Below are 24,827 nucleotides of genomic sequence, written 5' to 3'. Positions count from 1 at the left end.
GGCCGAGCCCACGCTCTCACTCCGCCGCCTCTATATCGAACGCCCCGCGATCCACGCCGCCGCCCACCAAAATCTCGCGCTTGCCCGCATGGTTCGGGGCGGACACAACGCCCTCCTTCTCCATGCGCTCCACGAGCGAGGCGGCCTTGTTGTAGCCCACCGACAGACGCCGCTGGATGTAGCTCGTCGAGCATTTCTTGTCGCGCAGCACGATATTGACGGCGCGGTCGTAGAGGTCGCCGCCTTCCTCGGCGTCCATGGAGCCGGGCGCCGGCGCCTCGCCGTCCTCGCCGCCTTCGTCGTCCTCCGAGGTGATGTTGTCGAGATATTGCGGCGCGCCCTGGGCTTTCAGATGCGCCACCACATGCTCGACCTCGGCGTCGGACACAAACGGCCCGTGCACGCGCGAGATGCGGCCGCCGCCGGCCATGTAAAGCATGTCGCCCTGGCCGAGCAGTTGCTCGGCGCCTTGCTCGCCGAGAATGGTGCGGCTGTCGATCTTGGACGTCACCTGGAAGGAGATGCGGGTCGGGAAATTCGCCTTGATCGTGCCGGTGATGACGTCGACCGAGGGGCGCTGGGTCGCCATGATGAGATGGATGCCGGCGGCGCGGGCCATTTGCGCGAGGCGCTGGATCGCGCCTTCGATGTCCTTGCCGGCGACGAGCATGAGGTCGGCCATTTCGTCGACGATGACGACGATATAGGGCAGGGCGGAGAGGTCCATCTCCTCATGCTCGAAGATCGCTTCGCCGGTCTCGCGGTCGAAGCCCGTCTGCACGGTGCGGGTGATGATCTCGCCCTTGGCCTGCGCTTCGGCGACGCGGGCGTTGAAGCCGTCGATATTGCGCACGCCGACCTTCGACATTTTCTTGTAGCGGTCCTCCATCTCACGCACAGCCCATTTGAGCGCCACCACCGCCTTCTTGGGGTCGGTGACGACAGGCGTGAGGAGATGGGGGATGTTGTCGTAGACCGAGAGCTCCAGCATCTTCGGATCGACCATGATGAGCCGGCATTCCTCGGGCTTCAGCCGATAGAGCAGCGACAGGATCATGGTGTTGATCGCGACCGACTTGCCCGAGCCGGTGGTGCCGGCGACGAGCAGATGCGGCATGCGGGCGAGATCGACGATCACCGGCTCGCCGCCGATCGTCTTGCCGAGCGCGATGGCGAGCTTGTGCTTCGAGTGCAGGAAATCGTCGCTGGCGACGATCTCGCGCAGAAAGACCGTCTCGCGGCGCTGATTGGGCAGCTCGATGCCGATGGCGTTGCGGCCCGGCACCACGGCGACGCGCGCCGAGACCGCCGACATGGAGCGGGCGATGTCGTCGGCGAGGCCGATCACGCGCGAGGATTTGATGCCGGGCGCGGGCTCCAGCTCGTAAAGCGTGACCACCGGGCCGGGGCGGACATTGATGATCTCGCCGCGCACCGAGAAGTCTTCCAGCACCCCTTCGAGCACGCGGGCGTTGGATTCGAGGATGTCCTCCGAAACAGTAACGGCCCCGCCCTTGTTCTTGGGCTCGGCGAGGAGTTCCAGCTCGGGATACTCATAGGCTTCCGGCGCGGCGCGGGTGGGCGCCCGCGTGGGCTCGCGGCTGACGCGCTTTGGGGCGGGGGCGGCGGGCGTTTCCGCCTGGCGGGCGCCGGCCTGCTGGCGCGGGGTCGGCGCAGGCGCGCGGGCTGCGGCGACAGGGCGCGAATCCTCTTCGTCTTCGTCGAGCGGGCGCGCGCGGCGTGTGAAGGTCGGATAGGTCTCGACGTCGTCGAAGGTCGGCTCGACGCGCGGATGCGCAGGGGCGGGTTTTTCCGTCGCGGGCGCCGCCGCGCGGGCGCGCAGCTTTGCAAAGAGCCGCACAGCCCAGCATTTCAGCGTCAGCCCGGTATGGATCAGCGCGCCGAGCGAGATCAGCGCGAAACCGGGCTCTCCGGCCCGGTCCTCGTCGTCCTCGGCGTAGGCGGCGGGCGCTTGCTCGTCGAAAGCTTCTTCGCGGATGTCGTTTTGGCTCTCGAAGCCGAGGCCCGCCGCGCCGCTCACCGAGAGGATGGCGACGAAAGCGGCGGCGACGCCGAAGATCGCCATGACGGAACCGGAGCCCGCGGAAATGGCGCGCGGCACGGCGAGAATGGCGTCGCCGGCGACGCCGCCGAGCCCCGTCGGCAGGGGCCAGCGGTCGGTCGGCGGCAGGAACGACGCCGTGGCGGCGGTCGCGAAGATGCCGGCAATCCACAGGCCGAGCCGCAGCGGCGCGCGCTCGATGCGGCGGCGCTTGATGATGCGCAGCCCCTGCGCCGCGAGCGGCAGGAGCACGGCGACCGCGCCGAGGCCCAAGAGCTGCATGAGCAGATCGGCGACGATCGCGCCGGGATGTCCGAGAAGATTGCGGACATGGCCGCCGGTCGCATGGTTGAGCGAGGGATCGCGCGCCGACCAGCTCACCAGCGCCACAGTCGCGGCGCCGGCGCAGGCCAGCATCAAGGCCCCGGCCGCCTCGGCAAGGCGATGGGCGGTGAATTCGCGGAGCTGTTCGGGGAAGAGACCAAATCTATGGCTGCGCATGTCACCAGAAGCCCGCGTGGCGCGGCGCGGCCATTGCGGCGCGCCGACTCTCGGCGAGGGTAAAAAAGCTGGGTTAAGAGGCGCTTAACCCCTCAGGTTGCATCCGTTCGCCCGATCTTGCGGTCGCCTGGTTCAGCTCGGCCCCATAAATGAAGATCACCGCCAGGGTCTGCAGGAAGACGATCGCCATCATGATCGAGGCGAGACCCGCATAGGTTGAAACGTAATTGATCGCAAATCTCGCGAGATAGGCCCCAAAGCCCGCGCCGAAGGCGAGGGAGGCGAGCAGCGTCAGCGCGAAGCCGGGCGCGAGGTCGAGAAGCCGCGGGCGCCCCGCCGGCAGCAGAATATGCGCGCCCAGCACGCCGACGCCGACGACCGAGGATGTGACGCCATAGCGCACCGGCCCGTAGAGCGGCTCGAGCTCCCGCATCAGGCCGGGGGCGTGTTTTTCGGCGAGCGCGCGGGCAAGCGGGGCCAGCACCATGAGAAAAGCGATGGCGAGCAGCGAGGCGGCGCCGAGGAAGACGTAGAGAATCGATTCCAGGCGCAACAGCCACCAGGGCCGCTGGTCGCGCTGATTATAGGCGCGGTTCAGCGCGATGCGCAGCGACTCGACGCCGCTCGACGAGAAGAAAATGGCAAGAAGCGCGCCGACGGTGAGCAGCCCGCCGCGCGGCCGGGTGACGACATTGCGGATTTCGGCGGCGATGGGCTCGGCGATATTCGGCGGCCAGTTCTCGAAGATAAGAGTGGTGGCGGCGTCGGCCTCGCTCTTCAGACCGAAGAAGCCGGCGAGCGCCGTGACGAAAATGAGAAAAGGAAAAAGCGAGGTGAGGATCGAGAGCGCGATATGGCTCGCAATCGCCCAGCCGTCGTCGTCGTTGAATTTGAGATAGGCGGCGTAAAGCGCGCGGAGCAGGGTCATAGGGCCAAGGGTGTCACATATTTCGGGGATCGTCATGACCGGGCTTATCCCCACAGCGCACGCATCCTCGCGCGCGAGAATCCAGAGCGACAAAAGCGCTGGTTTTACTCAGACCCCGTCATTGCGAGCGAAGCGAAGCAATCCAGGGCGGCGATGCGGCCCTGGATTGCTTCGTCGGCTCCGCCTCCTCGCAATGACGGCGGTAAAAAGCAGAATGGTGCGGAATAGCCCTCCATCCACCCTCAGTCTGCGGGCAAAAAAGCGCGTAGCGCCTCGATGATCGCGTCCGGCCGGCAAGGCTTTTGGAGAATGACAGTGCCCGGCGGAAAGCGCTCTCTCTGCTGCTCGGAATCATAGCCGGACAATATGAGAAACGGCGCCCCGGCCGCTCCCAGGGCTTCCGCGACAGGGCCCGAGAACACGCCTGCGAGATTGGCGTCCAATATGGCGGCGTCGTAGCCGCCTTGGGCGGCAAGCTTCAGCGCTTCTTCAACCGTGGCCGCGATCCCCGCGCTCTCGAAACCCGCGAACTCCAGGAGCATTTCGATCGACATCGCGACCATGGGCTCGTCTTCGACGACAAGAATCCGGCGCCTTTTCTGGCCAGGGTCCAGCATCGACTATCTCACGAAAATCCTGTCCGCCGGCGCCTTCAACATCCAGCTTGCTCCTTCTTCCGCGAAGGTCAACCGTGTTTTTCCGCCCACCGAGAGTTCCGCCATGCGGCCGAGAACCGTGTTGCCGAAGCCCTTGCGGGTCGGCGGCGTCACTTTCGGGCCGCCGCTTTCCTCCCAGGACAGCATAAATTCATCGTCGACGAGGCGCCACGCAATCCGCACCTTTCCGTCCTCGGACGACAACGAGCCATATTTCGCGGCATTGGTCGCAAGCTCATGGAGGGCCATGCCGACCGTCTGAGCGGCGGCGGCGTTCACGCGGATCGCCGGACCACTCGCGACAATGCGCCCGCCGATCAGGTCGCGATAGGGCGCGAGCTGCGCGCGCACGAGCTCGCAAAGATCCGTCCCCTGCCATTCGTTTCGCACGAGCAGCGTTTGGCTCGCCGCGAGGCTTTGAATTCGCTCGACGAGCTTTGCGACATAGGCTTTGGGGTCGCCCTCGAAAGAGGTCTGCTGGGCGATCGCTTGCACGACGGCGAGAAGATTATTGGCGCGATGGCTGATTTCCGCGACCAGAAGCTGATTGTGCGCCTCGGCGGCCTTGCGCGCCGTTATGTCTTCGACAACGGCCACGAAATTGACAGGCTGGTCCGCGGCGTTGCGCGCGATGCCCACCGTCACATCCGCCCAAACGACCTTGCCGTCCTTGCGAATATATCGCTTCTCCGTGGAGTAGCTTCTGGCCTCGCCCGAGAGGAGGCGGCGCACATTTTCCCGATCCGCTGCGCGGTCCTCGGCATGGGTGATGTCGCCGGCTCTCATCTGCATCAGCTCGTCGCGACGATAACCCACGATGTTGCATAAGCGTTCATTCATACGCAGCCATCGGCCGTCGAGCGCCACCTCGGCAATGCCCACGGCGGCGTTTTCGAAGGTCGCTTCCAAACGCGACAGCGCTTCGCGCAGAGCGTCGGCCCCTCGTTTTCGCTCTTCCAGAATTTGGCTCTGCAGCGCTTCCATGGCTTCGGCCTTGAAGGCGCGCGCCTCGGCGCGATGCATCAGCTCGGTGGTGGCGATGATGAGCGCGCAGCTCCCCAAAAAGACGAACAAGGCAAGCCAGTCGGCCGCGCCCCCGAGGGGAAGAATGAGGGTGTGCAACAGGACCGCGCCGAGCAGCGCGACTGTCGTTCCGGTGATCCATCCGCCGACCAGCGCGCCCACGGGAACCATTGGAAAAAGGGTGATGTAGGCGACCTTGGTCGTCGCCGTTCCGATCAGAGCGGCGCGCGCAAGGATCGCGATCACGGCCAGGGCTACGCCGAGAGCGGGCGCAAGAAAGTAGTGCGCTTTCGGGGGAAGCTTTGCCTTGTCGGCCAGAATGCGAAGAGGCAGCCTTGCGTAGAAGGGGAATCTTTCCTCGACGACGGCATGGAGGTTCGACAACTCCATGTCGGACATTCGCTTACTCCATCCAATTTTCGGGAATTTTTGGTAGGACAAGGCGGGAAATGTGGCAAGCTTGATTAATATCATCCTGACATTTGACGTCGTCAATTCCCGGGAGGAAGCAAGACGAGCTTGTGAGAGGGCGCGTCCGAGGGCGTGAAGGAATGCTGCTCGAACAGCAATCTGCCGTCTTGCGGATGATCGAAGGCGCGTAACCCGCCTTCGCGGCTGAGAACGTCTTGCGCCTCCCAGGCTTGCGCAAAGAAAGCGCTCTCGCGCCGCAAGTCGTCGATGAAGCGACGCACGCGCGCGTCGCGAAACATATGCGCGTAATCGGAACGAAATTCGCTCAGAAGGCGGCGCGCCCGCGTCTCCCAGTCCGGCAGCAGATTGCGCGCCGCAGCGTCCTGGAACACGAAACGCAGGAGATTGCGCTGATGCGCGCCATCGAGCCAGCCGGAGAACAAGCGCGCCGCCGCTTCGTTCCAGGCGCAGGCGTTCCAGCAGCAATCGAGGCCATAGGCCGGGTGGCGGAAAGCGGCGATAGCGGCTTGCAGCGAGGCGGGCGCCATCTGCGGCGGCGCGGGCGCGTCCGGGTCGATGCGGCCGGCAAGCTCGAACAGATAGGCGCGCTCGGCGGGCGTCAGCGACAGCGCCAGCGCGATGCGGCCGAGCGCCTCGGGCGAGGCCTGCACGGACCGCCCCTGTTCGATCCAGGCGCACCATGTGGCGCTGATGCCAGCGCGCGCCGCCAGCTCCTCTCGGCGCAAGCCCGGCGTGCGCCTGCGGCCGCCCGCGACGTCGGGCCGCGCCCGCTCGCGATGGGCGCGAATGAAATCTCCCAGCAGCCGCCTTTGGTCCGCGTCCAGCATGGAGGGCATTATAATAGGATAGTAATCTAAATTGTAACAGTTTGATTGCCGCGCAATCCTGATCTCCGGAACGAAGGAGCAAGCCGATGGAACGCACGCATGAAACAGTTGTCGCCGCGCAATTCGGGCCGCGGGCGCAGGCCTATGTCCAAAGCGCCGTGCATGCGCAGGGGGCCGATCTCGAGGCTCTCGAAAACATCGTCGCCGCGATCGCGCCCGAGCGCGCGCTCGACATTGGCGCCGGCGGCGGCCATGTCTCTTATGCGATGGCGCGCCATGCAGGTCTGGTGACGGCGCTCGATTTATCGGCGGAAATGCTCGAGGCGGTCGCCGCGACGGCGCGCGAGAGACGGCTCGCCAATATCGAAACGGTGGAGGGGCCCGCCGAGCGCCTGCCTTTCGCCGAAGGCTGGTTCGATTTTCTGGCGTCGCGCTTCTCGGCGCATCACTGGCGCGATTTCAGCGGTGGTCTGCGCGAGGCGCGCCGGGTGCTCAAGCCTGGGCGGTCAGCGGTCTTCATCGACGTCCATGCGCCCGCCAGACCGCTTTTCGACACCCATCTGCAAGCCGTCGAGCTTCTGCGCGATCCCTCTCATGTGAGGAACTATACGATCGCGGAATGGGCCGTCGCGCTCGCCGCGTCGGGCTTTGCCGTCGAGCGGCTGCAGACATGGCGGCTGCGGATGGATGTCGCCGCCTGGGCGGGACGCATGCGCAAGCCGCAGGAAAATTTGCGCGCCATCCGGGCATTGCAGGCGGCGGCGTCGCGCGAGACGCGGGCGCATTTTGCGATCGAAGCAGACGGCTCGTTTTCGATCGACGCTATGATGATCGAAGCCAGGGGCGCGTGAGCCCTCATCCGACCCCTGCTGACGCAGGGGCCACCTTCTCCCGCAAGCGGGAGAAGGGAGAACCCCAAGGTTTTTGAACAACAAAGTTTCAGCGCGATTCCTTCTCCCGTTTACGGGAGAAGGTGGCCCCGCGAAGCGGGGTCGGATGAGGGCGCTCATTTCATCCCACCGCTCAGTCATCTCGCCGCCTCTCCGGCCCCTCATGCATCAAAGCGTCGTCGCGCGGTCCCTCGACGATCAGATCGCCGACGAGGCCGCGCTCCATCCGGGAGAGCGCGTGGTCGATCAGAACATATTGGCCGCCGCGCCGCACGTCGAATTCAACAATCGCCGCGTCCCCCGGGGCAACCGAAACCGTTTGTGCGCCTCTCTCGCGCACAATCAGCGGCTCGTCGCGTCGGACGCGATCGAAGAGGCCGCCGATCAGATGCAGCGAGGAGGTAAAATTCGGCCCGCCGACGCCGAAAAAGATACGGATATTCTCGCCGCGCTCGGCCCGTAGCGGATGCTCCGCCGTCAGCGCGCCGACGGCGCCGTTGAAGAGGAAATACTCCGGCTGCTCGGCCATCAGCTTTTCGTAATCCAATTCCTGCCGGCCCTGGGTCCCAAAAGGCTTGGTCGTATAAAGCTCGCCCTGCATGACGTAGAATTCGCGGTCCGCCTCCGGCAATCCGCCCTCGGGCTCGATCAGCACGAGGCCATACATGCCATTGGCGACATGCTGCGCAATGCTCGGCGTGGCGCAGTGGTAGACGAAGAGGCCGGGCGTCGTCGCTTCGAAGCTGAAGACCTTTTCCTCGCCCGGATCGGCTTGCGTAAAGCGCGCGCCGCCGCCGGGGCCGATGGCGGCGTGAAAATCCACCGAATGCGCCAGCACGCTGCTGGAGTCGTTCTTCAAATGCACTTCCAGCGTATCGCCGACCCGCGCCCGGATGAAGGGGCCGGGAACCTTCCCGCCGAAGGTCCAGAATTGATAGGTCGTCTTGTCGTCGAGCCGGCCTTCTACTTCAGTCGTCGTGAGATCGACGCGCAAGGTCCGCGGCCCTCGGGCGCCGACCGGCGGGGGCAGGTCGGAAGGATCGCGCGATATGTCCGATGCGACGAGCTTCGCCTTGCTGCGCGGCCCCGGCTCGACCCTGATCTTGCCCTGCATGCCCGCGTCGCGATGGCCGGGAACCGAGCAGTAATAGGTAAACTCGCCGGTCTTGTCGGCAAAGAACGAGACCGCGCTGCTCGCGCCCTTGTCCACGACGCGGTTCGACCGCACGCCGTAAAACTCGATGACAATGTCGTGCTCCGCGCCCTCGCCGTTGACGAGATTGATCTGGGCGCGCTCGCCGTCGTGGAAGACGAGCTCAGGATTGACCTTCTCGTCGATCGCGCCGCCGACGCCAAGGAAGACGAGCCGCCCCTCGGCGATCCCCGACCGCAGCGTATAGACGACAGTTCGCGCCGCCGCGTCCTCCTGCGAAAAGGCGAAAGGAGCCCAAGCGAGCAGGGCCAAAATCACGCAGAAGAACAGAAGGGCTCTGTCTGGCTTCATCGGCCGAGCCTCTGGCGGATGGGGACGCGTGCGGCAGTTAACTAGGCGACCCCTCCGCAATGAAAAGGCGCAGCGCTGGTGACGCCCCTCGCGCTTCGAGACGCCTGCTGCGCAGGCCTTCACGTCGCTACCCTCGTCATGCCCGCGCTTGTCGCGGGCATCCACGCCAAGCAAGTCACAGCTAATGCCGGGCAAGTCTCTGCAGCCTCCAAAGCCCTGCATGAACCTTACCCATAACGATAACGCGTCTTGTCGGGCTGTGCCCCACGGCGTGGGTGGCCGGGACGAGCCCGGCCATGACGGCCCCCGGGATTTGTGACTCTTCAATCCCCGCGCTGAAAATGATCATACACCATCCGCGCCGTCGCCTTGTTGATGCCCGGCGTCTTCTCCAGATCCGACAGCGCCGCCCGCGAGACGCCCTTCGCCGAGCCGAAGGCCAGAAGCAGCGCGCGCTTGCGCGACGGCCCGATGCCGGCAATCTCATCGAGTGGGTTCTTGGTGAATTCCTTCTTGCGCCGCGCCCGATGCGTGCCGATGGCGAAGCGATGCGCTTCGTCGCGCAGGCGCTGCACGAAATAGAGCGCCGGATCATGCGGCGGCAGGCGGAAGGCTTCGCGCCCCTCGATGAAGAATTGCTCGCGTCCGGCGTCACGGTCGCGGCCCTTGGCGATCGACGCCAGCGCCACGCCCTCGACGCCGCTCTCGCGCAACGCCTCGCGCGCCACGTCGAACTGTCCGCGCCCGCCGTCGATCAGCACGAGATCGGGCTTCGCCGGAAAGGCTTCCGGGTCGGTCTCCTTCTCCGGCTCCTTGGCGAGGCGGGCGAAGCGGCGCGTCAGCACTTCGCGCATCATGCCGTAATCGTCGCCCGGCGTGATCTCCGTGCTCTTGATGTTGAAGGTGCGGTAATGCGCCTTCATGAAGCCCGCCGGGCCCGCGACGACCATCGCGCCGATCGCTTGCGATCCGCCCGTATGCGAATTGTCATAGACCTCGACGCGGCGCGGCGCGTGCGGCAGGCCGAAGACTTCGCCCAAGGCCGCCAGCAGCCGCAACTGGCTCGCGTCCTCCGCGAGCTTGCGGCCGAGCGCCTGCTTCGCATTGTTGAGCGCATGTTCGACGAGTTCTCGCTTCTCGCCGCGTTGCGGCGCGATGACGTCGACGTTCCGGCGCAGCTTCGCGGAAAGCGCATCTTCCAGCAGCGCGCTGTCTTCGATTTGGTGCGACAGCAGCACGCAGCGCGCAGACGGATGCTCGTCGTAGAATTGCGCGAGAAAGGCGTCGAGCACTTCCGCTTCCGAGAGGCTCGCATCGGCGCGCGGGAAATAGGAGCGATTGCCCCAGTTCTGATAGGCGCGGAAGAAAAAGGCCTCGATGCAGAAGCGCCCGGCGTCCTTGGCGATGGCGAAGACGTCGGCCTCTTCAACCGTGCGGGGGTTGATTCCCTGCGCGCCCTGTATCGCCGAGAGCGCCGAAATACGATCGCGCAGCCGCGCGGCGCGCTCGAATTCGAGCTTCTCGGCGGCTTCCGTCATCTCCGTGGCGAGCTGCTCGCGCACGCTGCGGCTCTTGCCGGAGAGAAAGTCGCGCGCCTCCTGCACGAGGACGCCGTAGTCTTCCGTCGAAATCTCGCCGGTGCAGGGCCCGGCGCAGCGTTTGATCTGGTAGAGCAGGCAGGGCCGCGTGCGATTGTCGTAAAAGCTCTGCGCGCAGGAGCGCAGCAGAAAGGCGCGCTCCAGCGCATTGAGCGCGCGATTGACCGCCCAGACGCTGGCGAAGGGCCCGTAATAATCGCCCTTGCGCACGCGCGCGCCGCGATGCTTGGCGATCTGCGGCGCCTCGTGGTCGCGCGCGATGAAAATATAGGGAAACGACTTGTCGTCGCGCATCAGCACATTGAAGCGCGGCTTCAACTGCTTGATGAGGTTTGCTTCCAGCAGCAGCGCCTCGGTCTCGGTCTCGACCGAGATGAAGACCATGGAGACGGTCGCCGAGATCATGCGCGCAATGCGGTTCACATGGCCGGCAAGGCGCGTATAACTCGCGACGCGCTTCCGGACATTCTTGGCCTTGCCGACATAGAGCACCTCGCCGTTCTCGGCGATCATGCGATAGACGCCGGGGCCGTTCGGCGCATGTTTCCAATAGGACTTGATGACGCCGACGCCGCGCTTGACGCTCTCGGGCGTCTGCGGGGCGTCGTCTTCCGGGGGCGTCTCGCTGGTCTCCGGCACGGCGTCGGGCGCGTCGAAGGCGTCGTCGTCCTCGGGCGGAAGGTCGCGCGTCTGTGAGGGGGGAGGGGTCATCCTATAAGGATTTATGCCGCGTTTGCGGCGATGGGAAGGGTTTCCGAGCCCGTGCCTTCGCCAAAGCTCGGTTGCCCTCTCGGCCGCAGGGAAACTGTCACCTTTCTTTCCGGGCCGTTCTGTCACCTTTCTATTGGAGCTAGGCGCCGCTCCTCTCCCCGCTTGCGGACAGGGCTGTCCGGGGAAATCATAGGGCCGCGAGCTGGAGCTGCAGACTAGAGAAGTCTCGGCCGGGCTTGGGCCTGATTGGCGGCTTGTCGATAAGCGCGATCGGCCGGCGGTCGAAGAGGAAGCGGCCGACGAGCTCGGCGAAACGCAGTGCCGCCATGTCGATCTTGTGGACGCAGGCGGCGATGCGCAGCAGGGTGAAGGCGATCATCGCGGCGAAGAGCTGCAGGCGCACGGCGTTTTCGGCCTCGCCGATGAAGCTCTTGATGTTGAGATGCTGCTTGATCCAACGGAACAGCAGCTCGATTGCCCAGCGGCCCTTGTAGAGCGCGGCGATTTCCGCGGCCGGGCGGCGCATGTCGTTGACGATGAGGACGATGCGGCCTTTGGCCTCGTCTCTTTCCACGGTGATGCGCCGCAGCGGCATGGGCAGCTTGGAATCGCCTTTGCTGGCCAGCGCCACCTCCTCGTCGGCGATCACGGCGAAGCCGTCGCCCCGCGCGCTTTCGGGGTCGAGCGGGCGGGCGGCGATCGCCCGGAAGCGGGCGTTCGCCTTCGGCCGGGTGACGAAGAAAGCGCCTTGCGCGGCGATCTCGGTCCACCAGCGATAGTCGCAATAGCCTTTGTCGAAGACATAAGCGGCGCCCGGCTCGATATCGGTTTTCTTGCCGATCTCTATGTCGTTCACATTGGCGGGCGTGACTTCCGCGCGAAGGGGCCGATTGGCGCGCGGGTCATGGACCACGTGCATTTTGAGGCCGTGAGTGCGGCCGTTGGAGCGGGCGTAATCGAGGAATTTGCTCAAAGGGATGGGCGTCGAATCGATGAGGCGGATCATGTCCGCGCCCTCCCGGCGCGTATGACGGTCGAGCGCGCCGGAGAGCATGGCGAAGAGATCGGCGAAGACGGCGACGGGCCGGCGGGCGTTGGCGTCGGAAAGGGTCGTGCGCGCGAGCCGCCGCGTCCCGAGGTGATAATGCGCGCGCGCGTCGGCGTTGAAGGCGGGAACGAGGGCGCGCAGGCTGGAGACCCCGGCAAGCTGGGCGTAGATGAGCGCGACGAGGTGATCCCAGCTCTTGAAGGATTTGTCGTAGGCGTCGCCGCCATGCCGCTCGACGATCTGCTTGAAGGCGCGCCGATCGACCGGCTTGAGCAGTTGGGCGAATACAGTAGAGTGCACGGGCATGTCCGGTCCTTTTTTCCAGTCTCGACAACCGGAAAATACCCGACAACCGTCGGGAAAACCGGGCATGCGCCCGCGACCTTTCGACTCATTCCCCGGACAGCCCTGCGCGCGCGGGGAGAGGAGTGGAGCGTGGCTTTCACCAAGAATTTCGCCTCCCAATTTATCCCCACCCCCAAAAACCGCTTTATCCTTCGCCCGCCTCGTCAACTTGCAGGGGCGTCGTCAGGGTCGGCGGCGCCGGCGGGGTCGGTTAAACGCGGAACGCGACCCTCGTTCCGTGCGGGAACCCGGCGCCGCCCGCCGGGTCTCTCCTTCGCGGGGAGATTGCGTGATGCAAGTCACGCAAAGGCTGGGCATAGTTTCCGCGCCCGCGACACGCGGCCCGAGTACCGAAAGGGAAAGCGCCGGCGGGCCGGAGGCGGCGCATGTCGAGGCCCTTGCGACGCGCTCGGGAGGTTCAAACCTCCCGGGAAAGAAGCAGCCGCCGTCTGGCGGCTGCGCCGGACGGAGGAACCGCCACAAGATGGCGCTACTTCGGCCCGGAAAGGTGCGCGCGAATAAAGACCGCAGCCGGGACGCTCTGGTTCCGATGCGCTTATTCTTTCACGCTACCGGCCGAACGGGGCCGGGGCGTCCCGGCTTCCTGGATCGCTCGCGTCGGAAACGGCGGCGGGGAATTTGGCGCTGGGCAGTTCTGCGGAGGCGTTTGGGAAGCTGAATCGCCCCCCACCCTTGATCCCTCCCCGCCACTCCGTGGGGGGAGGGAGAGAAGCGGCGCCGCTAGGGATCACCAGCAAGCAACGCTGACAAATTCGGGCGCGAGCCGCCTCCCTCCCCCTTGCGGGGAGGGATTCAAGGGTGGGGGTCGTTTCAGTGATGAGAATGACGCAGTTTCACACGCTCTTGGCCGAACAAGGCAGGGATCAGGGGAGGAGAAAAATTGAAATGAAATTTATCCATCCGCACAGGCGGCAAGTTATTTGGCAAACGCAAGATTCGCCCGCCCGCCCTTGCGCCGCGCCCAAAGCGACGTCAAAACTCGCCGCCATAATTCGACGGCTATCGAGGGCGTTATGAGCGGCGGCAAAATCACGGTCGGGGGCGTTATTTTTCCCGTGCTGGCGCTCGGCCTCGTGGCGATATTCGCGGCAGGGGAGCGCTGGCTCGACGCCATGCCGCCGACGCTCGCCTGGGCGCCGTCGCTCGTCGCCGCCATTCTCGTCATCGGGTCGGTCTTCGCGACGCTGCAGCACGCCGGGCGGATCGGCGCGAGAGTTGGCGAGCCGCTGGGCACGCTCGTGCTCACCATCGCGGTGACGATCATCGAGGTCGCCATCATGTCCTCGATGACGACGCATGGCTCGGATAATCCGACCGAGGCGCGCGAGGCGGTGTTCTCGGCGATCATGATCGTTTGCAATGGGCTCGTGGGCCTGTGCCTGCTGCTCGGCGGCTTCCGTCATGGCGAGCAGGAGCTTCATCCCATGGGCGCGAGCGCCTATCTCGCCGTGCTCATCGCTCTGTCGATGCTGACGCTCATCTTGCCGAATTACACGACCTCGACGCCGGGCCCGACGCTGTCGCGCGCGCAGCTCGGCTTTGTGAGCGTGCTCTCGATCCTGCTCTATTGCGCTTTTCTCTTCATCCAGACGGTGCGCCACCGCGCTTATTTCATCGATGCGCGCATGGCGGCCGTCGGTCACATGGGCGCGAAACCGACGCTGAACCAGGCCTTGATCTCGCTCGTCGGTCTCGGCGCGAGTCTAACGGGCGTGTCGCTGCTGGCCGAGCACGTCATTCCGGGGCTCGAAGAAGCGCTGAAATGGGCGGGCGTCGAGGAGGTCAACCCTGTGACCGGCGCCGCCGTGGCCGTCCTCGTGCTCATGCCAGAAGGCATGAATTCGGTCCGCGCGGCCGCCCGCAACGCTTTGCAGACGAGCCTGAACGGGGCGCTCGGCTCGGTCGTGGCGACAATCGGTCTCACCGTGCCGACCGTGGCGCTGATGAGCCTCGCCTCTGGCCGCGAGATTGTCTTCGGGCTCGATCACCGCGACTCCGCCATGCTGATGCTGACGCTGATGCTGTCCGTCGTCAGCTTCGGCGCGGGCCGCACCAATGTGCTCACCGGCCTTGTGCATCTCGTCGTCTTTGCGGCATATGCCTTCTTCCTATTTGCGCCATGAGCGGGGAAGTGATGAGCGGCGATCTGATTTTCTATCATTCTCCCAATACGCGTTCGTCCAGCGTGCTCATCCTGCTCGAGGAACTCGACGCGCCCTACACTTTGAAAGACCTGAATCTCAAAATCGGCGCGCAACGTGAGCCCGACTATCTCGCCGTCAATCCGATGGGCAAGGTTCCGGCCATCGTGCACAATGGCGCATTGGTGACCGAACTCGGCGCGATCTTCATCTATCTCGCGGACGCCTTTCCGCAAAAGAAGCGCGCGCCGCAGATCGGCGATCCGCTGCGCGGGTCTTATTTGCGTTGGCTCGTGTTCTACGGCTCGGCCTTCGAGCCGGCGATCATGGATCGCTTCATGAAGACGGAGCCGCCGCAGCGCACCTGTCCTTATGGCGATTTCGACAGCGTGATGACGCTGATCAACAAGCAACTCGCGGCGGGACCCTATCTGCTCGGCGAACGTTTCTCCGCCGCCGACATTCTCTGGGGGACGGCGCTGCGCTGGACCACAAGCTTCGGCCTCGTGCCGATGACGCCGGAGATTTCCGCTTACATCGAGCGCATCGGATCGCGGCCTTCCGTCTTGCGCGTCACAGAGACGGACAAACAGCTTCTGGCGATTCACGAAGCGGCTGCGGCGGCGAAGGGGTGAGGATTATTCCCGACGGGCCGAAGGCCAGCTCGGGAATCCAGAGCCGGAATGAGCCATATGAGATCCGCTCGGTTGGTTCGCTGTCATTCCCGACGCTCTCGCAGCGAGCGATCGGGAATCCAGAGCAACACAAGCTACTAGGGCTCTGGATTCCCGGTCGGGCTTTCAGCCCGCCGGGAATGACATTCCTCAACGTGAGCCGTTCGAACGGAAAACGGTATCACCACTCGATCGGCGTCACGCCATGCGCAAGGAGATATTCATTCGCCTTGGAGAAATGCTTGCAGCCGAAGAAGCCGTTATGCGCCGAAAGCGGGGAGGGGTGGGCGCATTCGAGCACGAGATGCTTCTTGCGGTCGATGCCGGCGCCCTTGCGCCGCGCGTAAGAGCCCCAGAGCATGAAGACGATTCCCTCACGCTCGCGCGACAGCGCGTGGACGGCGGCGTCGGTGAATTGCTCCCAGCCCTTGTTCTGATGCGAACCGGCCTGCGACGCGCGCACGGTGAGCGTCGCGTTCAGAAGCAGCACGCCTTGTTTCGCCCAGCGTGAAAGGTCGGGATCGCGCGACACAGGATGTCCGAGATCGGCCTCGATTTCCTTGAAGATATTCTGCAGGGAAGGCGGCGGCGCGACGCCGGCGCCGACCGCAAAGCAAAGCCCATTCGCCTGACCGGGGCCGTGATAGGGGTCCTGGCCCAGGATGACGACCTTCGCTTGGTCAAAGGGGCATTCATCAAAGGCGCGAAAAATTTGCGCCGCCGGCGGATAGACCGCGCAGGAAGCGTATTCGGTCCGAACGAATTCGCGAAGGTCGGTGAAATAGGCCTTCTCGAATTCAGTTGCGAGGTGTTTCTTCCAGCTTTCGTCGATGCGAACGGGCTTGGTCATGGAGCGCTGATATTCTGTTTGATCGCTTCGACGGCGGCTTTCAGGGGAGGCAGCTCGTCGCGCAGGACGTTCCAGATGATTTCATCTGAGATGGATTGGTATTCGTGCCTCAGCACATTGCCAATGGCGCGAATGGCCCGCCAACGGATGTGTGGTTGAGTGGAGGTTACTTCTTCGGGCAAGGCCCGGCTGGCCTCCGAAATGATTTCGATAGCTCGCTGAAGCGCGTGCCGCAGCAACCAATCAGCCTTGTAATCGTCGAGAGTCTTGTGCGCGGTTACCCGCTCGACGCCTGCGATCTCCTGCAAGATGTCGTCAATGACGTGAAGGATTTCTCGTCCCATCAAAAGACGCGCATGGCTGATTTCTCGATTTTCTCGCGCAAGCGCGGATGCAGTCCATCGCGCGTCGTCAGATCGACGCGGGCGTGCAACTCATCCTCGAGAAAATGCTTAATGTCCACAAGGTCCAGCGCGTTGAAGCGGCTTGATGGATCATAGTCGATGAAGAGGTCGAGATCGCTATCGGCGCCCGCCTCGTCGCGGGCCGTCGAACCGTAAAGATATAGGGAGATTGCACCTCGCGTTTTAATCGCGTCGGCGATCCTCCCAAGCTTCGCGATGGCCGTAGCTCTGTCCATGACGTCAATTCTACTGCAGACGCGAGCGATCTCAATCCTGCAACGGCCCCCACGCCGGATCGCTGGCGTAGTTCGGCGTCGGCACCAGCGCTTCCGAGCGGCCGAAAACGTCGACCATGTAAATCTTCGGCCCGCCCGCGCCGCCGCTTTCGCGGAAGAACATCAGGAACAGGCCGTTGGGCGCCCAGGTTGGCCCTTCGTTGTGGAAGCCCTCGGTCAGGATGCGCTCGCCTGAGCCGTCGGTCTTCATCACGCCGATCGAGAAATTGCCGCCGTTCTGCTTGGTGAAGGCGATGTAGTCGCCCTTGGGGCTCCACACCGGCGTCGAATAGCGGCCGCCGCCGAAGGAGATGCGCTTGGCCTCGCCGCCATGCGCGCCCATGACGTAGATCTGCTGCGAGCCGCCGCGGTCGCTTTCGAAACAGATGCGCGCGCCGTCCGGCGAATAGGAGGGCGCCGTGTCGATGGCGCTGGTGTCGGTGAGCCGCGTCGTGGTGCGCGAGCGCAGGTCCATCGTATAGAGATTGGTGGACGAGCCCTGCGACAGCGACATGATGATTTTCTGCCCGTCGGGCGAGAAGCGCGGCGAGAAGGTCATGCCGGGGAAATTGCCGACGACCTCACGCTGGCTGTTCTCGATATTCATCAAGAGAACCTTCGGCTCGCCCTCGTCGTTGAAGGCCATATAGGTGACGTCGAGCGAGGAGGGCGAGAAGCGCGGGGTGACGACGAGCTCGTCGCCGCGGGTCAGATAGCGCACATTGGCGCCGTCCTGATCCATCATGGCGAGGCGCTTGCGGCGCTTGTCCTTGGGGCCGCTCTCGTCGACGAAGACGATGCGCGTGTCGAAGAAGCCTTTCTCGCCGGTGATGCGGCTGAAGACCGCGTCCGAGAGAAGATGCGCGACGCGGCGTAGGTTGGAAGCTTCCGTCACATATTGCTGGCCGGCGACCTGCTCGCCCGTGGTGACGTCGAAGAGGCGGAACTCTGTCTTGAGGCGCCCATCGCCGGCGCGCACCGACCGGCCGGTGAGAACGAACTGAGCGTTGACCGTCTTATAGACAGCCAGGTCCGGCTGATCGGGCGAGCCAGCCTCGCCGACATTGGCGTCGACCGGCCGCAGGAAGACCGAGCGCTTGAAATTATTGGTTGCGACGGAAGTGATCGTGCGCGCGGCCTCGTCGCCGACGAAGGGCGCGACGGCGATATTGGTCGGCTGAAAGCCGCCGCCCTTGAGGTCGATGATGCGGCCGGCGCGCGCGGGCGCGAAAGGCGCGAGAGCGGCGCTGGCGAAGAGGCCGGCGGCGGCGCGGCGGGTGATGAGGCGGGTCATTTCGAGGGTCTCATGAGATGTAAAGGGCCCCTCCCACGCTCACGATCGGCAATAGCCGGAATCTTGAAGGAGGCGGCAATTTGCTCCCTCTCCCGCGAAGCGGGGGAGGGCTGGGGAGGGGGCATAATCAGCAGCGACGCGCGCATCAATTCGCATCCTGGAAGCGGATGGTCACTTCATGCAGCGCTTCCTCGTAATAAGGCATAAATTCCGCCGGAATCCGCATCGGGCTGCAGCGGCGCACGGCTTGTAGCGCCTGCTCGCCGCGCGCCTGCTCCACCGGATTGGCGGAAGGGTTCACCAGGCGCGGGCGGCCTTCCAGCGCGCCCTCGCGCGACAAGTGAAACTCCACCACTGGCGCAAAGGTGGCGCCGCCCAACGAGAGGCCCGAGGCCCAGCAGGGGTGGTAGTGATCGTGGATGTAAGAGGCGATGCGCGCCTCCATCGACGCCGACATTTTCGCCGCCGCTCCCTCCGGCGCGCCGAGCGACGCGGTCTTGATTTCCTTGCCCGTCGATTCCCGGCGCTGCGGCGCCTCCTTGCTCAGGAGATTGGCGATATTCGCGGCGTCGAATTTCGACTTGGGGGCGTTCTCGTCGCCCGACTTGGGCTTCGCGCCCTTGGCGCTCTTCTCCGCCGTTTCGCCTTCCGCGCTGTTCTGGGGCTTCGTCGGCTTTTCCTCGGCCTTCTTGCTTTGGAGCAGTTTCGCCACTTCGTCCGTCTTCAGCCGCGTTTCCTTCGGCTTCTCGGGCGCGGGCTTCGGCTCTTCCTTGGCTTCCTTCTCGGGCTTGGGGCGCACGGGGGGCTTTGGCTTCACGACCTCGGCGTCCTTGGGCTCATCCCGCTCCTTCTCCTCGGGCGCAGCGGCCTTCGGCTTGACGGGCGGCGTCGGCTTCGCTTCGGCGGGCTTTTCGACTGGCTTGGGCGGCTCGGGCTTTTTCTCGACCGGACGTTCCGGCGGCTCCGGCGCGGGCGGCAAAGCGGCGACGCGTTTGGGCGGCGTCGGCTCGGGCTTGTCGTCGGCGCCGGGATCGGGCAGGCGTTTCAAGGGCGGGGGAGGGGTCGGCACATTCTTCTTGGCTTCGGCGAGCGGCGGATGCGGCCTGGTCTCGCTCTCCTTGGCGACCTTGTCGACGCGCGGCGCGGGCTTTGGATCGCGCGGCGTCTTCTCGCCCTTCGTCACCTGCGTGAGCGCGTCGTCGGTGACGACCTCGACAGGGATCGTCTCCGGGGCGTCCTCGAATTTCCGCGCGTCCGAAAACAAGACGAGCGCCGCCACCAGCAGGCCGGCATGGGCCGCGGACGAGATGACGACGCCTGGCTCGGAGCGCGAAACTCTCATTCGAGCCTCACTTCTTCTCCTGCTCCGTCACCAGAGCGACTTTCTTGTAGCCCGCCGTGGTGACGAGCGACATGACCTCGGCCACGCGGCCGTAATTCACGGCCTTGGAGCCGCGCACATAGATGCGCTCGTCGAAGCCCTGCTTGGCAGCTTCTTTGAGCTTGTCGAGAAGCTGCGCCACTTCGACCGGCTGATCCATCAGGAAGATCTGGCCCTTGTCGTCTATGGCGATCGACACCGGCTTCTGGTCGATATTGAGCTGGCCGGCCTTGGTCTGCGGCAGATCGACGGCGACGCCGGTCGCGAGCAAGGGCGCGGCAACCATGAAGATAATGAGCAGCACCAGCATGACGTCGATGAACGGCGTCATGTTGATTTCGGCCATGGCGCCGTAGCGCGGCACGCCGCGGCGGCGCCTGCCGCCTTTGCGTCCGGGAGCGGAAACCGACGCGCCCATGGGTCAGGCCGCCCGGTCGCGGTTGGCCGCGTGCTGATCGATCTGGCGGGAGAGAATGGCCGAGAATTCATCGGCGAAGCTCTCCATGCGCGCCTGCGCCTTGGCGACGTCGCCCTGCATCTTATTGTAGGCGATGAGCGCCGGAATGGCGGCGAAAAGGCCGATGGCGGTGGCGAGCAACGCTTCCGCAATGCCCGGCGCCACGACGGCGAGGGAGGTGTTCTTGGAGGCGGCGATCGAGCGGAAGGAGGTCATGATGCCCCAGACCGTGCCGAAGAGGCCGACGAAGGGCCCGGCAGACGCGACCGTCGCCAGCACCAGCAGATTGGATTCGAGCTTCTCGACCTCGCGGGCGATGGAGACATCGAGCACTTTCTCGATGCGCGCCTGCAGGCCCATGAAGCTAGCGCTGGCGCCCGTCTGGAAGGAGCGCTTCCATTCCTTCATCGCTGCGACGAAGAGCGTCGCCATGCCGGTGGTCGGGCGCTCGGAGAGCTTGCCGTAGAGCTCCTCGAGCGAATTGCCGGACCAGAAGCTCTCCTCGAAACGATCCATCGCCCGGCGAAGGCGCGCAAAGAGCAGCGTCTTGTCGATGATGATCGCCCAGCACCAGACCGAGGCGAGGAGCAGGCCCACCATCACGAATTTCACGACGATATGCGCGCCCCAGAACATGCTCCAAATGGTGATGTCGGCGGCGGGGGCGGCGCCTGCGGCTGTCGCGGCGATGTCGGTTGGATTCATGATTTGTCCTTGAAGCGGAATGGCGCGCGCTTGCAGTATCAGCAGCGCCCCTTATTCCCCGCGATTCCGCCCTTTTCTGGGCCGCGGGTGCGGCGCACAACGATACTTACCGCGGAAGAATTAACAAGCGGTAAGGGTTAAAGAACCTTGAAAAATGGGTTCGGCGGCTCGTGGATTCCGCGCGCCTCGTCACGCGCGTGTCACATCATTGCTGAAATGTTTCTTCAGACCAATTCTAACCTTTCGAAGCATCGCCATGAAACTCCCTTTCCTTTCCGCCATCGTCGCCGCTTGCGCACTTTCCGCCAGCGCCGCTTTTTCGCTCGATCTGGAGCTCTCGCCCTATAAGCGTCTGCCGTCGCTTTCGGGAAAGCTGAAGTCGGTCGGCTCCGACACGATGCTCCATGAGATGGAGCTCTGGGCCGACGGGTTCAAAACCATTTACCCGGGCGTGCAAATCGAAATCGACGGCAAAGGCTCGAACACTGCGCCGCCGGCGCTGCTGTCGGGCGAGGCGCAGCTTGGCCCCATGTCCCGCCAAATGACAGTCGACGAGATCGACGCCTTCGAGGCGAAATTCGGATACAAGCCCACCGCCGTTTTGGTCGCCGTCGACGCTCTGGCGATCTATGTGCACAAGGATAATCCGATTACTTGCTTCGCCATGGAGGAGGTCGAGCGCATTTTTTCCGCCGATCCCAAAAATGGCGACGGGAAGAGCATTCACACCTGGGGAGAGCTGGGATTGACGGGCGAATGGGCGCGCAAACCCATCACAATGTACAGCCGCAATTCTCTTTCCGGCACGCATAAACTCTTCAAGCAGCAAGCGCTCGGCGGCGCCGATTTCAAGACCACCGTGCATATGGAGCCGGGTTCCGAGGCGGTCGTGAGCGCCGTGTCGGCGGACGCCGCGGCGATCGGCTACTCGGGCATTGGCTACAAGACCAGCGGCGTGCGCGCCGTTCCCGTGGCGCAAAGCCAGGGCAAGAAGTGCTACGACACCTCCTTCGAGAGCGCCTATACGCGCAAATATCCGCTCGCGCGCGGGCTCTATGTTTATTTGATGAAAGACCCAAAGGCGCCGATGGACACGCTCTCTGGCGAATTCGTCAAATATATTCTCTCGAAGGACGGCCAGACGCAGGCCAAGCGCGGGGGCTATTATCCGATAACGCGCAATATTCGCGAACACGAGCTGACGCGTTTGGGCCTTCTCGTTTCGGCGGAGTGATACTGATCCGCTTGATTGGTTCGCTGTCCCCGCCGGTCATTGCGCGGAGGCGGAGCCGACGAGGCAATCCAGGGCCGCATCGCAGCCCTGGATTGCTTCGCTTCGCTCGCAATGACGGGCTCTGAGTAAAGCCAGCGCTTTTGTGGGCTCTGGATTCCCCGGTCAGCTCGCCGGGACTGATTCAAGCCAAATTCGAGTCGCTCAAACGGAAATGCGACAGCTCAGCGGGCGAGCACGCTTTCGAATGTCGCTCTTACGTCCGGCGGCAAGCGTTTGGCGCGGCCGCTCTCGACGCAGACGACTTTGACGATCGCCGTCGCCAGCGTTTCCACGCCGCGAAGCACGCGCTGTTCCAGCGACAGCGAGGCGCCGCCGAGTTCGAGCACGCGCGTTTCGACCGACAGAGCGTCGTCCATCACCGCCGGCCGCAGGAATTCGAGCTGCATCGCCCGCACCACGAAGAATGTCGGGGCGTCCGCGCCGCCTTCGAGCAGGGGGCGTTGATCAATGCCGATCGACCGCAAAAGCTCCGTGCGCCCGCGCTCCATGAAGCGGATATAGGAGGCGTGATAGACGAGGCCGGAGGCGTCGGTGTCTTCCCAATAGACGCGGACGGGGAGGGTATGGGGCATCATTTATCGAGCTGCGTCTCAATATCCATGCGGCCGTCGAGCACACGCAAGATCATGAGCTCGGCTTCGCTGATACGATAGAGGATGACATAATTACGGGAAACGAAGCTCCGCGCGCCAATCCTGAACTCTGGCCGCTCTCGTCCCAACCGCGGGTTGTCTGCAAGCATGCTGAATTTCTGATCTATCTCGATGATAATTCGCTTGGCCGCGTATGGGTTGAGGCCGGCAAAATAGCGGTAAATGCGCTCGAGATCGTCCCGGGCGGCGGCCGACCTCCTGATCTTCATTCGGCGGCGCGCCGCTGTTCATGCATCTCTTTCAAAAATTCATCGAGATTCCATTCGGACACTCGCCCCGCGTCGACATCGTCCAGCGCCTCCTGGACGAGGGCGCGCATAATGGCGAGCTTTTCCGCCTGCTCTTCGAGAAAAGCGACGGCGCGTTCCTGCATGTCTTCGGGCATGCGGGCGAGGGCGTCGGCGGCGCGTTGGGCGAGCTGGGTCATACGGGCAATATAGCACGCTTCACCAAAAAGCGCAGGGAGGCGGCCGCGCCAACGCTGGCGCGGCCTGTCGGAATTTTATTCCGCGGGAACGGTCGCCTCTCGCGACGGCTCCTCGGCGGCGCGCTGGGGGAGGCTGCGCCGCAGGCGCCGCCAGGCGAGGACGACCGCGCTCGTCGCCAGCGTCAGGCCGAACAGAACCCAGGTCACGATCCACACCCGACGCGCCAGCGGATGATGGGCGAACCAGCCGAAATCCCAGTGATGCGCCGCGGAATAAAGCCAGCGCCAGGCGCGGCGCTTGTCGTCGATCTTCAGCAGCAGGCGGCCGTCCTGCGGGTCGAGGTAAAGCGCGCCATGCAGCGCGTCGGCGAGATCGACGCGCAGCGCCGGCAGTGGCCGGTCGAAAGCGCCCGCGCCATGGCCAGCGAAATAATAGCTGTCATACTCCTCGATGCGCTCCACCGCGGCGACCTTCGTCGCGCCGGCGAGGCGCTGCGCGGCGGAGACGAGCGCCGTCTCGTCGAAGCTCGTCTGCGCGCCCGGGATCGGCAGCGCGCGGCGGGCGCCGTCGCGGTCGAAGCCGATCAGCGCGGCGCCATCGCCGAGACGCGACCAGCGCAATTCCACGATGTCCGCCTCGACTGCTTCCTTCGACGGAGCCCACTCCTTCGCGACGCGCGGCAGGTCGCCGCCGCGATAGCGCGCAAGCTCGTCTCGGCTCGGCGTCGGCGAAGAGAAGATGTCGCCCGGATTGGTCGAGAGAAATCCGCTGCCGGCCCATAACAGCGCGAAAACGCCGCCGATGAGCCCCGCCCAGAAGTGATATTTGAACCAGCTCTCGCGATAGGGCTGGGTGCGGCCGCGCGCATAGGTGGGCCGGCCGAAGAAGCCGGGTTTCCATTTCAGCCAGCCGATGACGACGCCGGTCAGCGCCCCAACGAAGGCGAAGAGGCCCGCATAGGTCAGCGCGCTTCGGCGCCATTCTCCGGCGCCGAGGAGATCGAGCGGCCGGAAGAGATGAACCCAGCCGCCGACGTAATAGAGGATGCGCTGCGCGCGGGTCGCCGCCTGTAGCACCTCGCCGCTTTTTGCCGACACGACGACAATCACGCCGTCGTCGGTCGAAAAGCGATGAAAGGGTTTCAGCGCTTCGGCGTTGCGCAGACCGATCACCATGTCGACCGTATCGAGATAGGCGACGCCCTGTGCGGTGCCTTCTGAGGCGAGCCAGTCATAGGCGATCCGCTGCGCGATCGGGGTCGTGACCTCGATCCGGCTCCCATCCTGCGCAGATAGGGGAACGCGCTTCCCGTCCTCGCTCTCGACGAGCCAGGCCGGCTCCTCGCCGAGACGCAGCAGCCGCGCTTCAGTGACGGCGCCCTTCCATCCGCTTCGTTGCAGCGCCTCGCCGAGCGGGAGCCAAGCCGCGGCGGGATCGAGCTTTTGGGCGTGCGCCAGTTGCGCGCTTCGGGAGAGGGCGATCGAGCCGGAATTGGCGATGATCAGGCCTGAGGAGAACCACAGCAGCATGAAGAGGGCGAGCGCGACGCCCACCCAGCGATGAACGAAAAAGAGCAGCCGCATCGGAATATTCCTGTCTTTTCGGTAGATAAACCCTCTCCAGCGCGGACGACGGCGTCCCCGCCAATCGCGGTGGCCTTACGCTTTCTGAAGATTTGACGAGGGCGGGAGCAAGGCCGCGCCATCGGCTGGTTAATAATCTACC

23 protein-coding genes are annotated in these 24,827 nt (G+C 64.5%); 4 read left to right on the top strand and 19 right to left on the bottom strand.

What is annotated here, in order from left to right; all coding sequences use genetic code 11:
• Window positions 1-16: 16 nt before the first annotated feature.
• From QMG84_RS10975 to QMG84_RS10955, 5 genes are all read right to left on the bottom strand, one after another.
• A complete protein-coding gene (locus QMG84_RS10975; RefSeq protein WP_281927890.1) occupies window positions 17-2,563 on the bottom strand; it encodes a DNA translocase FtsK in 2,547 nt (848 codons plus the stop codon).
• Between the two features lie 73 nt (window positions 2,564-2,636).
• A complete protein-coding gene (locus QMG84_RS10970) occupies window positions 2,637-3,527 on the bottom strand; it encodes a YihY/virulence factor BrkB family protein (RefSeq protein WP_281927888.1) in 891 nt (296 codons plus the stop codon).
• 206 nt (window positions 3,528-3,733) lie between these two features.
• Entirely contained in the window at window positions 3,734-4,108 is a 375-nt protein-coding gene (locus tag QMG84_RS10965; protein ID WP_281927886.1) for a response regulator, read from the bottom strand.
• 3 nt (window positions 4,109-4,111) lie between these two features.
• Complete coding sequence (locus tag QMG84_RS10960; protein ID WP_281927884.1) at window positions 4,112-5,569, bottom strand: PAS domain S-box protein; 1,458 nt, start codon at window positions 5,567-5,569, stop codon at window positions 4,112-4,114.
• A gap of 92 nt (window positions 5,570-5,661) precedes the next feature.
• Entirely contained in the window at window positions 5,662-6,429 is a 768-nt protein-coding gene (locus QMG84_RS10955; RefSeq protein WP_281927883.1) for a helix-turn-helix transcriptional regulator, read from the bottom strand.
• Window positions 6,430-6,515: 86 nt separating this feature from the next.
• On the opposite strand from QMG84_RS10955, the gene QMG84_RS10950 reads away from it, so the two are divergent.
• A complete protein-coding gene (locus tag QMG84_RS10950; RefSeq protein ID WP_281927881.1) occupies window positions 6,516-7,280 on the top strand; it encodes a class I SAM-dependent methyltransferase in 765 nt (254 codons plus the stop codon).
• A gap of 172 nt (window positions 7,281-7,452) precedes the next feature.
• Here QMG84_RS10950 and QMG84_RS10945 read toward each other — a convergent pair whose 3' ends face one another.
• From QMG84_RS10945 to QMG84_RS10935, 3 genes are all read right to left on the bottom strand, one after another.
• The gene (locus QMG84_RS10945; protein WP_281927880.1) at window positions 7,453-8,823 is read right to left on the bottom strand and encodes a multicopper oxidase domain-containing protein; all 1,371 of its coding nucleotides are present in this window, start codon (window positions 8,821-8,823) and stop codon (window positions 7,453-7,455) included.
• A gap of 323 nt (window positions 8,824-9,146) precedes the next feature.
• Window positions 9,147-11,132 carry an excinuclease ABC subunit UvrC gene (gene uvrC, locus QMG84_RS10940; protein WP_281927879.1) on the bottom strand — a complete coding sequence of 662 codons (1,986 nt, stop codon included), beginning with the start codon at window positions 11,130-11,132 and terminating at the stop codon, window positions 9,147-9,149.
• 187 nt (window positions 11,133-11,319) lie between these two features.
• Window positions 11,320-12,486 carry an IS4 family transposase gene (locus QMG84_RS10935; RefSeq protein WP_281927877.1) on the bottom strand — a complete coding sequence of 389 codons (1,167 nt, stop codon included), beginning with the start codon at window positions 12,484-12,486 and terminating at the stop codon, window positions 11,320-11,322.
• A gap of 1,073 nt (window positions 12,487-13,559) precedes the next feature.
• Between QMG84_RS10935 and QMG84_RS10930 the strand changes: the two genes are divergently transcribed.
• Window positions 13,560-14,669: a calcium:cation antiporter gene (locus QMG84_RS10930; protein WP_281927874.1), complete on the top strand. Its 1,110-nt coding sequence runs from the start codon at window positions 13,560-13,562 to the stop codon at window positions 14,667-14,669.
• Window positions 14,670-14,680: 11 nt separating this feature from the next.
• Window positions 14,681-15,322 (top strand): glutathione S-transferase family protein, encoded by a 642-nt coding sequence (locus QMG84_RS10925; RefSeq protein WP_281927873.1) that lies wholly within the window; start codon window positions 14,681-14,683, stop codon window positions 15,320-15,322.
• 220 nt (window positions 15,323-15,542) lie between these two features.
• On the opposite strand, the gene ung is transcribed toward QMG84_RS10925, so the two are convergent.
• From ung to tolQ, 7 genes are all read right to left on the bottom strand, one after another.
• Window positions 15,543-16,211: a uracil-DNA glycosylase gene (gene ung / locus QMG84_RS10920; protein ID WP_281927872.1), complete on the bottom strand. Its 669-nt coding sequence runs from the start codon at window positions 16,209-16,211 to the stop codon at window positions 15,543-15,545.
• On the bottom strand, window positions 16,208-16,555 hold the full coding sequence (locus tag QMG84_RS10915) for a HepT-like ribonuclease domain-containing protein (RefSeq protein ID WP_281927870.1): 348 nt from the start codon (window positions 16,553-16,555) through the stop codon (window positions 16,208-16,210). Before QMG84_RS10915 ends, ung begins: the two co-directional genes overlap by 4 nt.
• Complete coding sequence (locus QMG84_RS10910) at window positions 16,555-16,851, bottom strand: nucleotidyltransferase family protein (RefSeq protein WP_281927869.1); 297 nt, start codon at window positions 16,849-16,851, stop codon at window positions 16,555-16,557. The genes QMG84_RS10915 and QMG84_RS10910 overlap by 1 nt, the downstream gene beginning before the upstream one ends.
• Window positions 16,852-16,882: 31 nt before the next feature.
• Complete coding sequence (gene tolB, locus QMG84_RS10905) at window positions 16,883-18,184, bottom strand: Tol-Pal system beta propeller repeat protein TolB (RefSeq protein WP_281927867.1); 1,302 nt, start codon at window positions 18,182-18,184, stop codon at window positions 16,883-16,885.
• A gap of 145 nt (window positions 18,185-18,329) precedes the next feature.
• The gene (locus tag QMG84_RS10900; protein ID WP_281927865.1) at window positions 18,330-19,526 is read right to left on the bottom strand and encodes a cell envelope biogenesis protein TolA; all 1,197 of its coding nucleotides are present in this window, start codon (window positions 19,524-19,526) and stop codon (window positions 18,330-18,332) included.
• Window positions 19,527-19,533: 7 nt separating this feature from the next.
• A complete protein-coding gene (locus QMG84_RS10895; RefSeq protein WP_281927864.1) occupies window positions 19,534-19,983 on the bottom strand; it encodes an ExbD/TolR family protein in 450 nt (149 codons plus the stop codon).
• Between the two features lie 3 nt (window positions 19,984-19,986).
• Window positions 19,987-20,727, bottom strand: coding sequence for a protein TolQ (gene tolQ, locus QMG84_RS10890; protein ID WP_202071886.1), 741 nt, complete (start codon window positions 20,725-20,727; stop codon window positions 19,987-19,989).
• A gap of 256 nt (window positions 20,728-20,983) precedes the next feature.
• Here tolQ and QMG84_RS10885 point away from each other — a divergent pair, with 256 nt between their 5' ends.
• The gene (locus QMG84_RS10885; RefSeq protein WP_281927861.1) at window positions 20,984-21,961 is read left to right on the top strand and encodes a PstS family phosphate ABC transporter substrate-binding protein; all 978 of its coding nucleotides are present in this window, start codon (window positions 20,984-20,986) and stop codon (window positions 21,959-21,961) included.
• 221 nt (window positions 21,962-22,182) lie between these two features.
• Here the strand turns inward: QMG84_RS10885 and ybgC are convergent, their stop codons facing one another.
• The 4 genes from ybgC to QMG84_RS10865 all read right to left on the bottom strand — a co-directional run bounded on the left by ybgC (window position 22,183) and on the right by QMG84_RS10865 (window position 24,685).
• Complete coding sequence (gene ybgC, locus QMG84_RS10880) at window positions 22,183-22,596, bottom strand: tol-pal system-associated acyl-CoA thioesterase (RefSeq protein WP_281927859.1); 414 nt, start codon at window positions 22,594-22,596, stop codon at window positions 22,183-22,185.
• A complete protein-coding gene (locus QMG84_RS10875; RefSeq protein WP_281927857.1) occupies window positions 22,593-22,883 on the bottom strand; it encodes a type II toxin-antitoxin system RelE/ParE family toxin in 291 nt (96 codons plus the stop codon). The genes ybgC and QMG84_RS10875 overlap by 4 nt, the downstream gene beginning before the upstream one ends.
• Window positions 22,880-23,101, bottom strand: coding sequence for a hypothetical protein (locus QMG84_RS10870; protein WP_281927856.1), 222 nt, complete (start codon window positions 23,099-23,101; stop codon window positions 22,880-22,882). The genes QMG84_RS10875 and QMG84_RS10870 overlap by 4 nt, the downstream gene beginning before the upstream one ends.
• Window positions 23,102-23,176: 75 nt before the next feature.
• Window positions 23,177-24,685: a PepSY domain-containing protein gene (locus tag QMG84_RS10865; RefSeq protein ID WP_281927855.1), complete on the bottom strand. Its 1,509-nt coding sequence runs from the start codon at window positions 24,683-24,685 to the stop codon at window positions 23,177-23,179.
• Window positions 24,686-24,827: the final 142 nt, after the last annotated feature.

Origin of the sequence: Methylocystis iwaonis (assembly GCF_027925385.1) — a bacterium.
In the GTDB taxonomy this organism is placed as follows: domain Bacteria; phylum Pseudomonadota; class Alphaproteobacteria; order Rhizobiales; family Beijerinckiaceae; genus Methylocystis; species Methylocystis iwaonis.
The sequence above is the reverse complement of the archived record's forward strand: the minus strand, read 5'-3'. Positions and strand labels throughout refer to the sequence as shown.

Excerpts from the sequence above, each read along its gene's own strand:
- QMG84_RS10870 (WP_281927856.1), bottom strand. The coding sequence starts at position 23,101 with ATGACCCAGCTCGCCCAACGCGCCGCCGACGCCCTCGCCCGCATGCCC.
- QMG84_RS10895 (WP_281927864.1), bottom strand. The coding sequence starts at position 19,983 with ATGGGCGCGTCGGTTTCCGCTCCCGGACGCAAAGGCGGCAGGCGCCGC.
- QMG84_RS10910 (WP_281927869.1), bottom strand. The coding sequence starts at position 16,851 with ATGGACAGAGCTACGGCCATCGCGAAGCTTGGGAGGATCGCCGACGCG.
- tolQ (WP_202071886.1), bottom strand. The coding sequence starts at position 20,727 with ATGAATCCAACCGACATCGCCGCGACAGCCGCAGGCGCCGCCCCCGCC.
- QMG84_RS10950 (WP_281927881.1), top strand. The coding sequence starts at position 6,516 with ATGGAACGCACGCATGAAACAGTTGTCGCCGCGCAATTCGGGCCGCGG.
- QMG84_RS10935 (WP_281927877.1), bottom strand. The coding sequence starts at position 12,486 with ATGCCCGTGCACTCTACTGTATTCGCCCAACTGCTCAAGCCGGTCGAT.
- QMG84_RS10875 (WP_281927857.1), bottom strand. The coding sequence starts at position 22,883 with ATGAAGATCAGGAGGTCGGCCGCCGCCCGGGACGATCTCGAGCGCATT.
- QMG84_RS10945 (WP_281927880.1), bottom strand. The coding sequence starts at position 8,823 with ATGAAGCCAGACAGAGCCCTTCTGTTCTTCTGCGTGATTTTGGCCCTG.
- QMG84_RS10975 (WP_281927890.1), bottom strand. The coding sequence starts at position 2,563 with ATGCGCAGCCATAGATTTGGTCTCTTCCCCGAACAGCTCCGCGAATTC.
- QMG84_RS10960 (WP_281927884.1), bottom strand. The coding sequence starts at position 5,569 with ATGTCCGACATGGAGTTGTCGAACCTCCATGCCGTCGTCGAGGAAAGA.
- ybgC (WP_281927859.1), bottom strand. The coding sequence starts at position 22,596 with ATGATGCCCCATACCCTCCCCGTCCGCGTCTATTGGGAAGACACCGAC.
- QMG84_RS10970 (WP_281927888.1), bottom strand. The coding sequence starts at position 3,527 with ATGACGATCCCCGAAATATGTGACACCCTTGGCCCTATGACCCTGCTC.
- QMG84_RS10885 (WP_281927861.1), top strand. The coding sequence starts at position 20,984 with ATGAAACTCCCTTTCCTTTCCGCCATCGTCGCCGCTTGCGCACTTTCC.
- QMG84_RS10915 (WP_281927870.1), bottom strand. The coding sequence starts at position 16,555 with ATGGGACGAGAAATCCTTCACGTCATTGACGACATCTTGCAGGAGATC.
- tolB (WP_281927867.1), bottom strand. The coding sequence starts at position 18,184 with ATGACCCGCCTCATCACCCGCCGCGCCGCCGCCGGCCTCTTCGCCAGC.
- QMG84_RS10865 (WP_281927855.1), bottom strand. The coding sequence starts at position 24,685 with ATGCGGCTGCTCTTTTTCGTTCATCGCTGGGTGGGCGTCGCGCTCGCC.
- QMG84_RS10930 (WP_281927874.1), top strand. The coding sequence starts at position 13,560 with ATGAGCGGCGGCAAAATCACGGTCGGGGGCGTTATTTTTCCCGTGCTG.
- QMG84_RS10900 (WP_281927865.1), bottom strand. The coding sequence starts at position 19,526 with ATGAGAGTTTCGCGCTCCGAGCCAGGCGTCGTCATCTCGTCCGCGGCC.
- uvrC (WP_281927879.1), bottom strand. The coding sequence starts at position 11,132 with ATGACCCCTCCCCCCTCACAGACGCGCGACCTTCCGCCCGAGGACGAC.
- ung (WP_281927872.1), bottom strand. The coding sequence starts at position 16,211 with ATGACCAAGCCCGTTCGCATCGACGAAAGCTGGAAGAAACACCTCGCA.
- QMG84_RS10925 (WP_281927873.1), top strand. The coding sequence starts at position 14,681 with ATGAGCGGCGATCTGATTTTCTATCATTCTCCCAATACGCGTTCGTCC.
- QMG84_RS10955 (WP_281927883.1), bottom strand. The coding sequence starts at position 6,429 with ATGCTGGACGCGGACCAAAGGCGGCTGCTGGGAGATTTCATTCGCGCC.
- QMG84_RS10965 (WP_281927886.1), bottom strand. The coding sequence starts at position 4,108 with ATGCTGGACCCTGGCCAGAAAAGGCGCCGGATTCTTGTCGTCGAAGAC.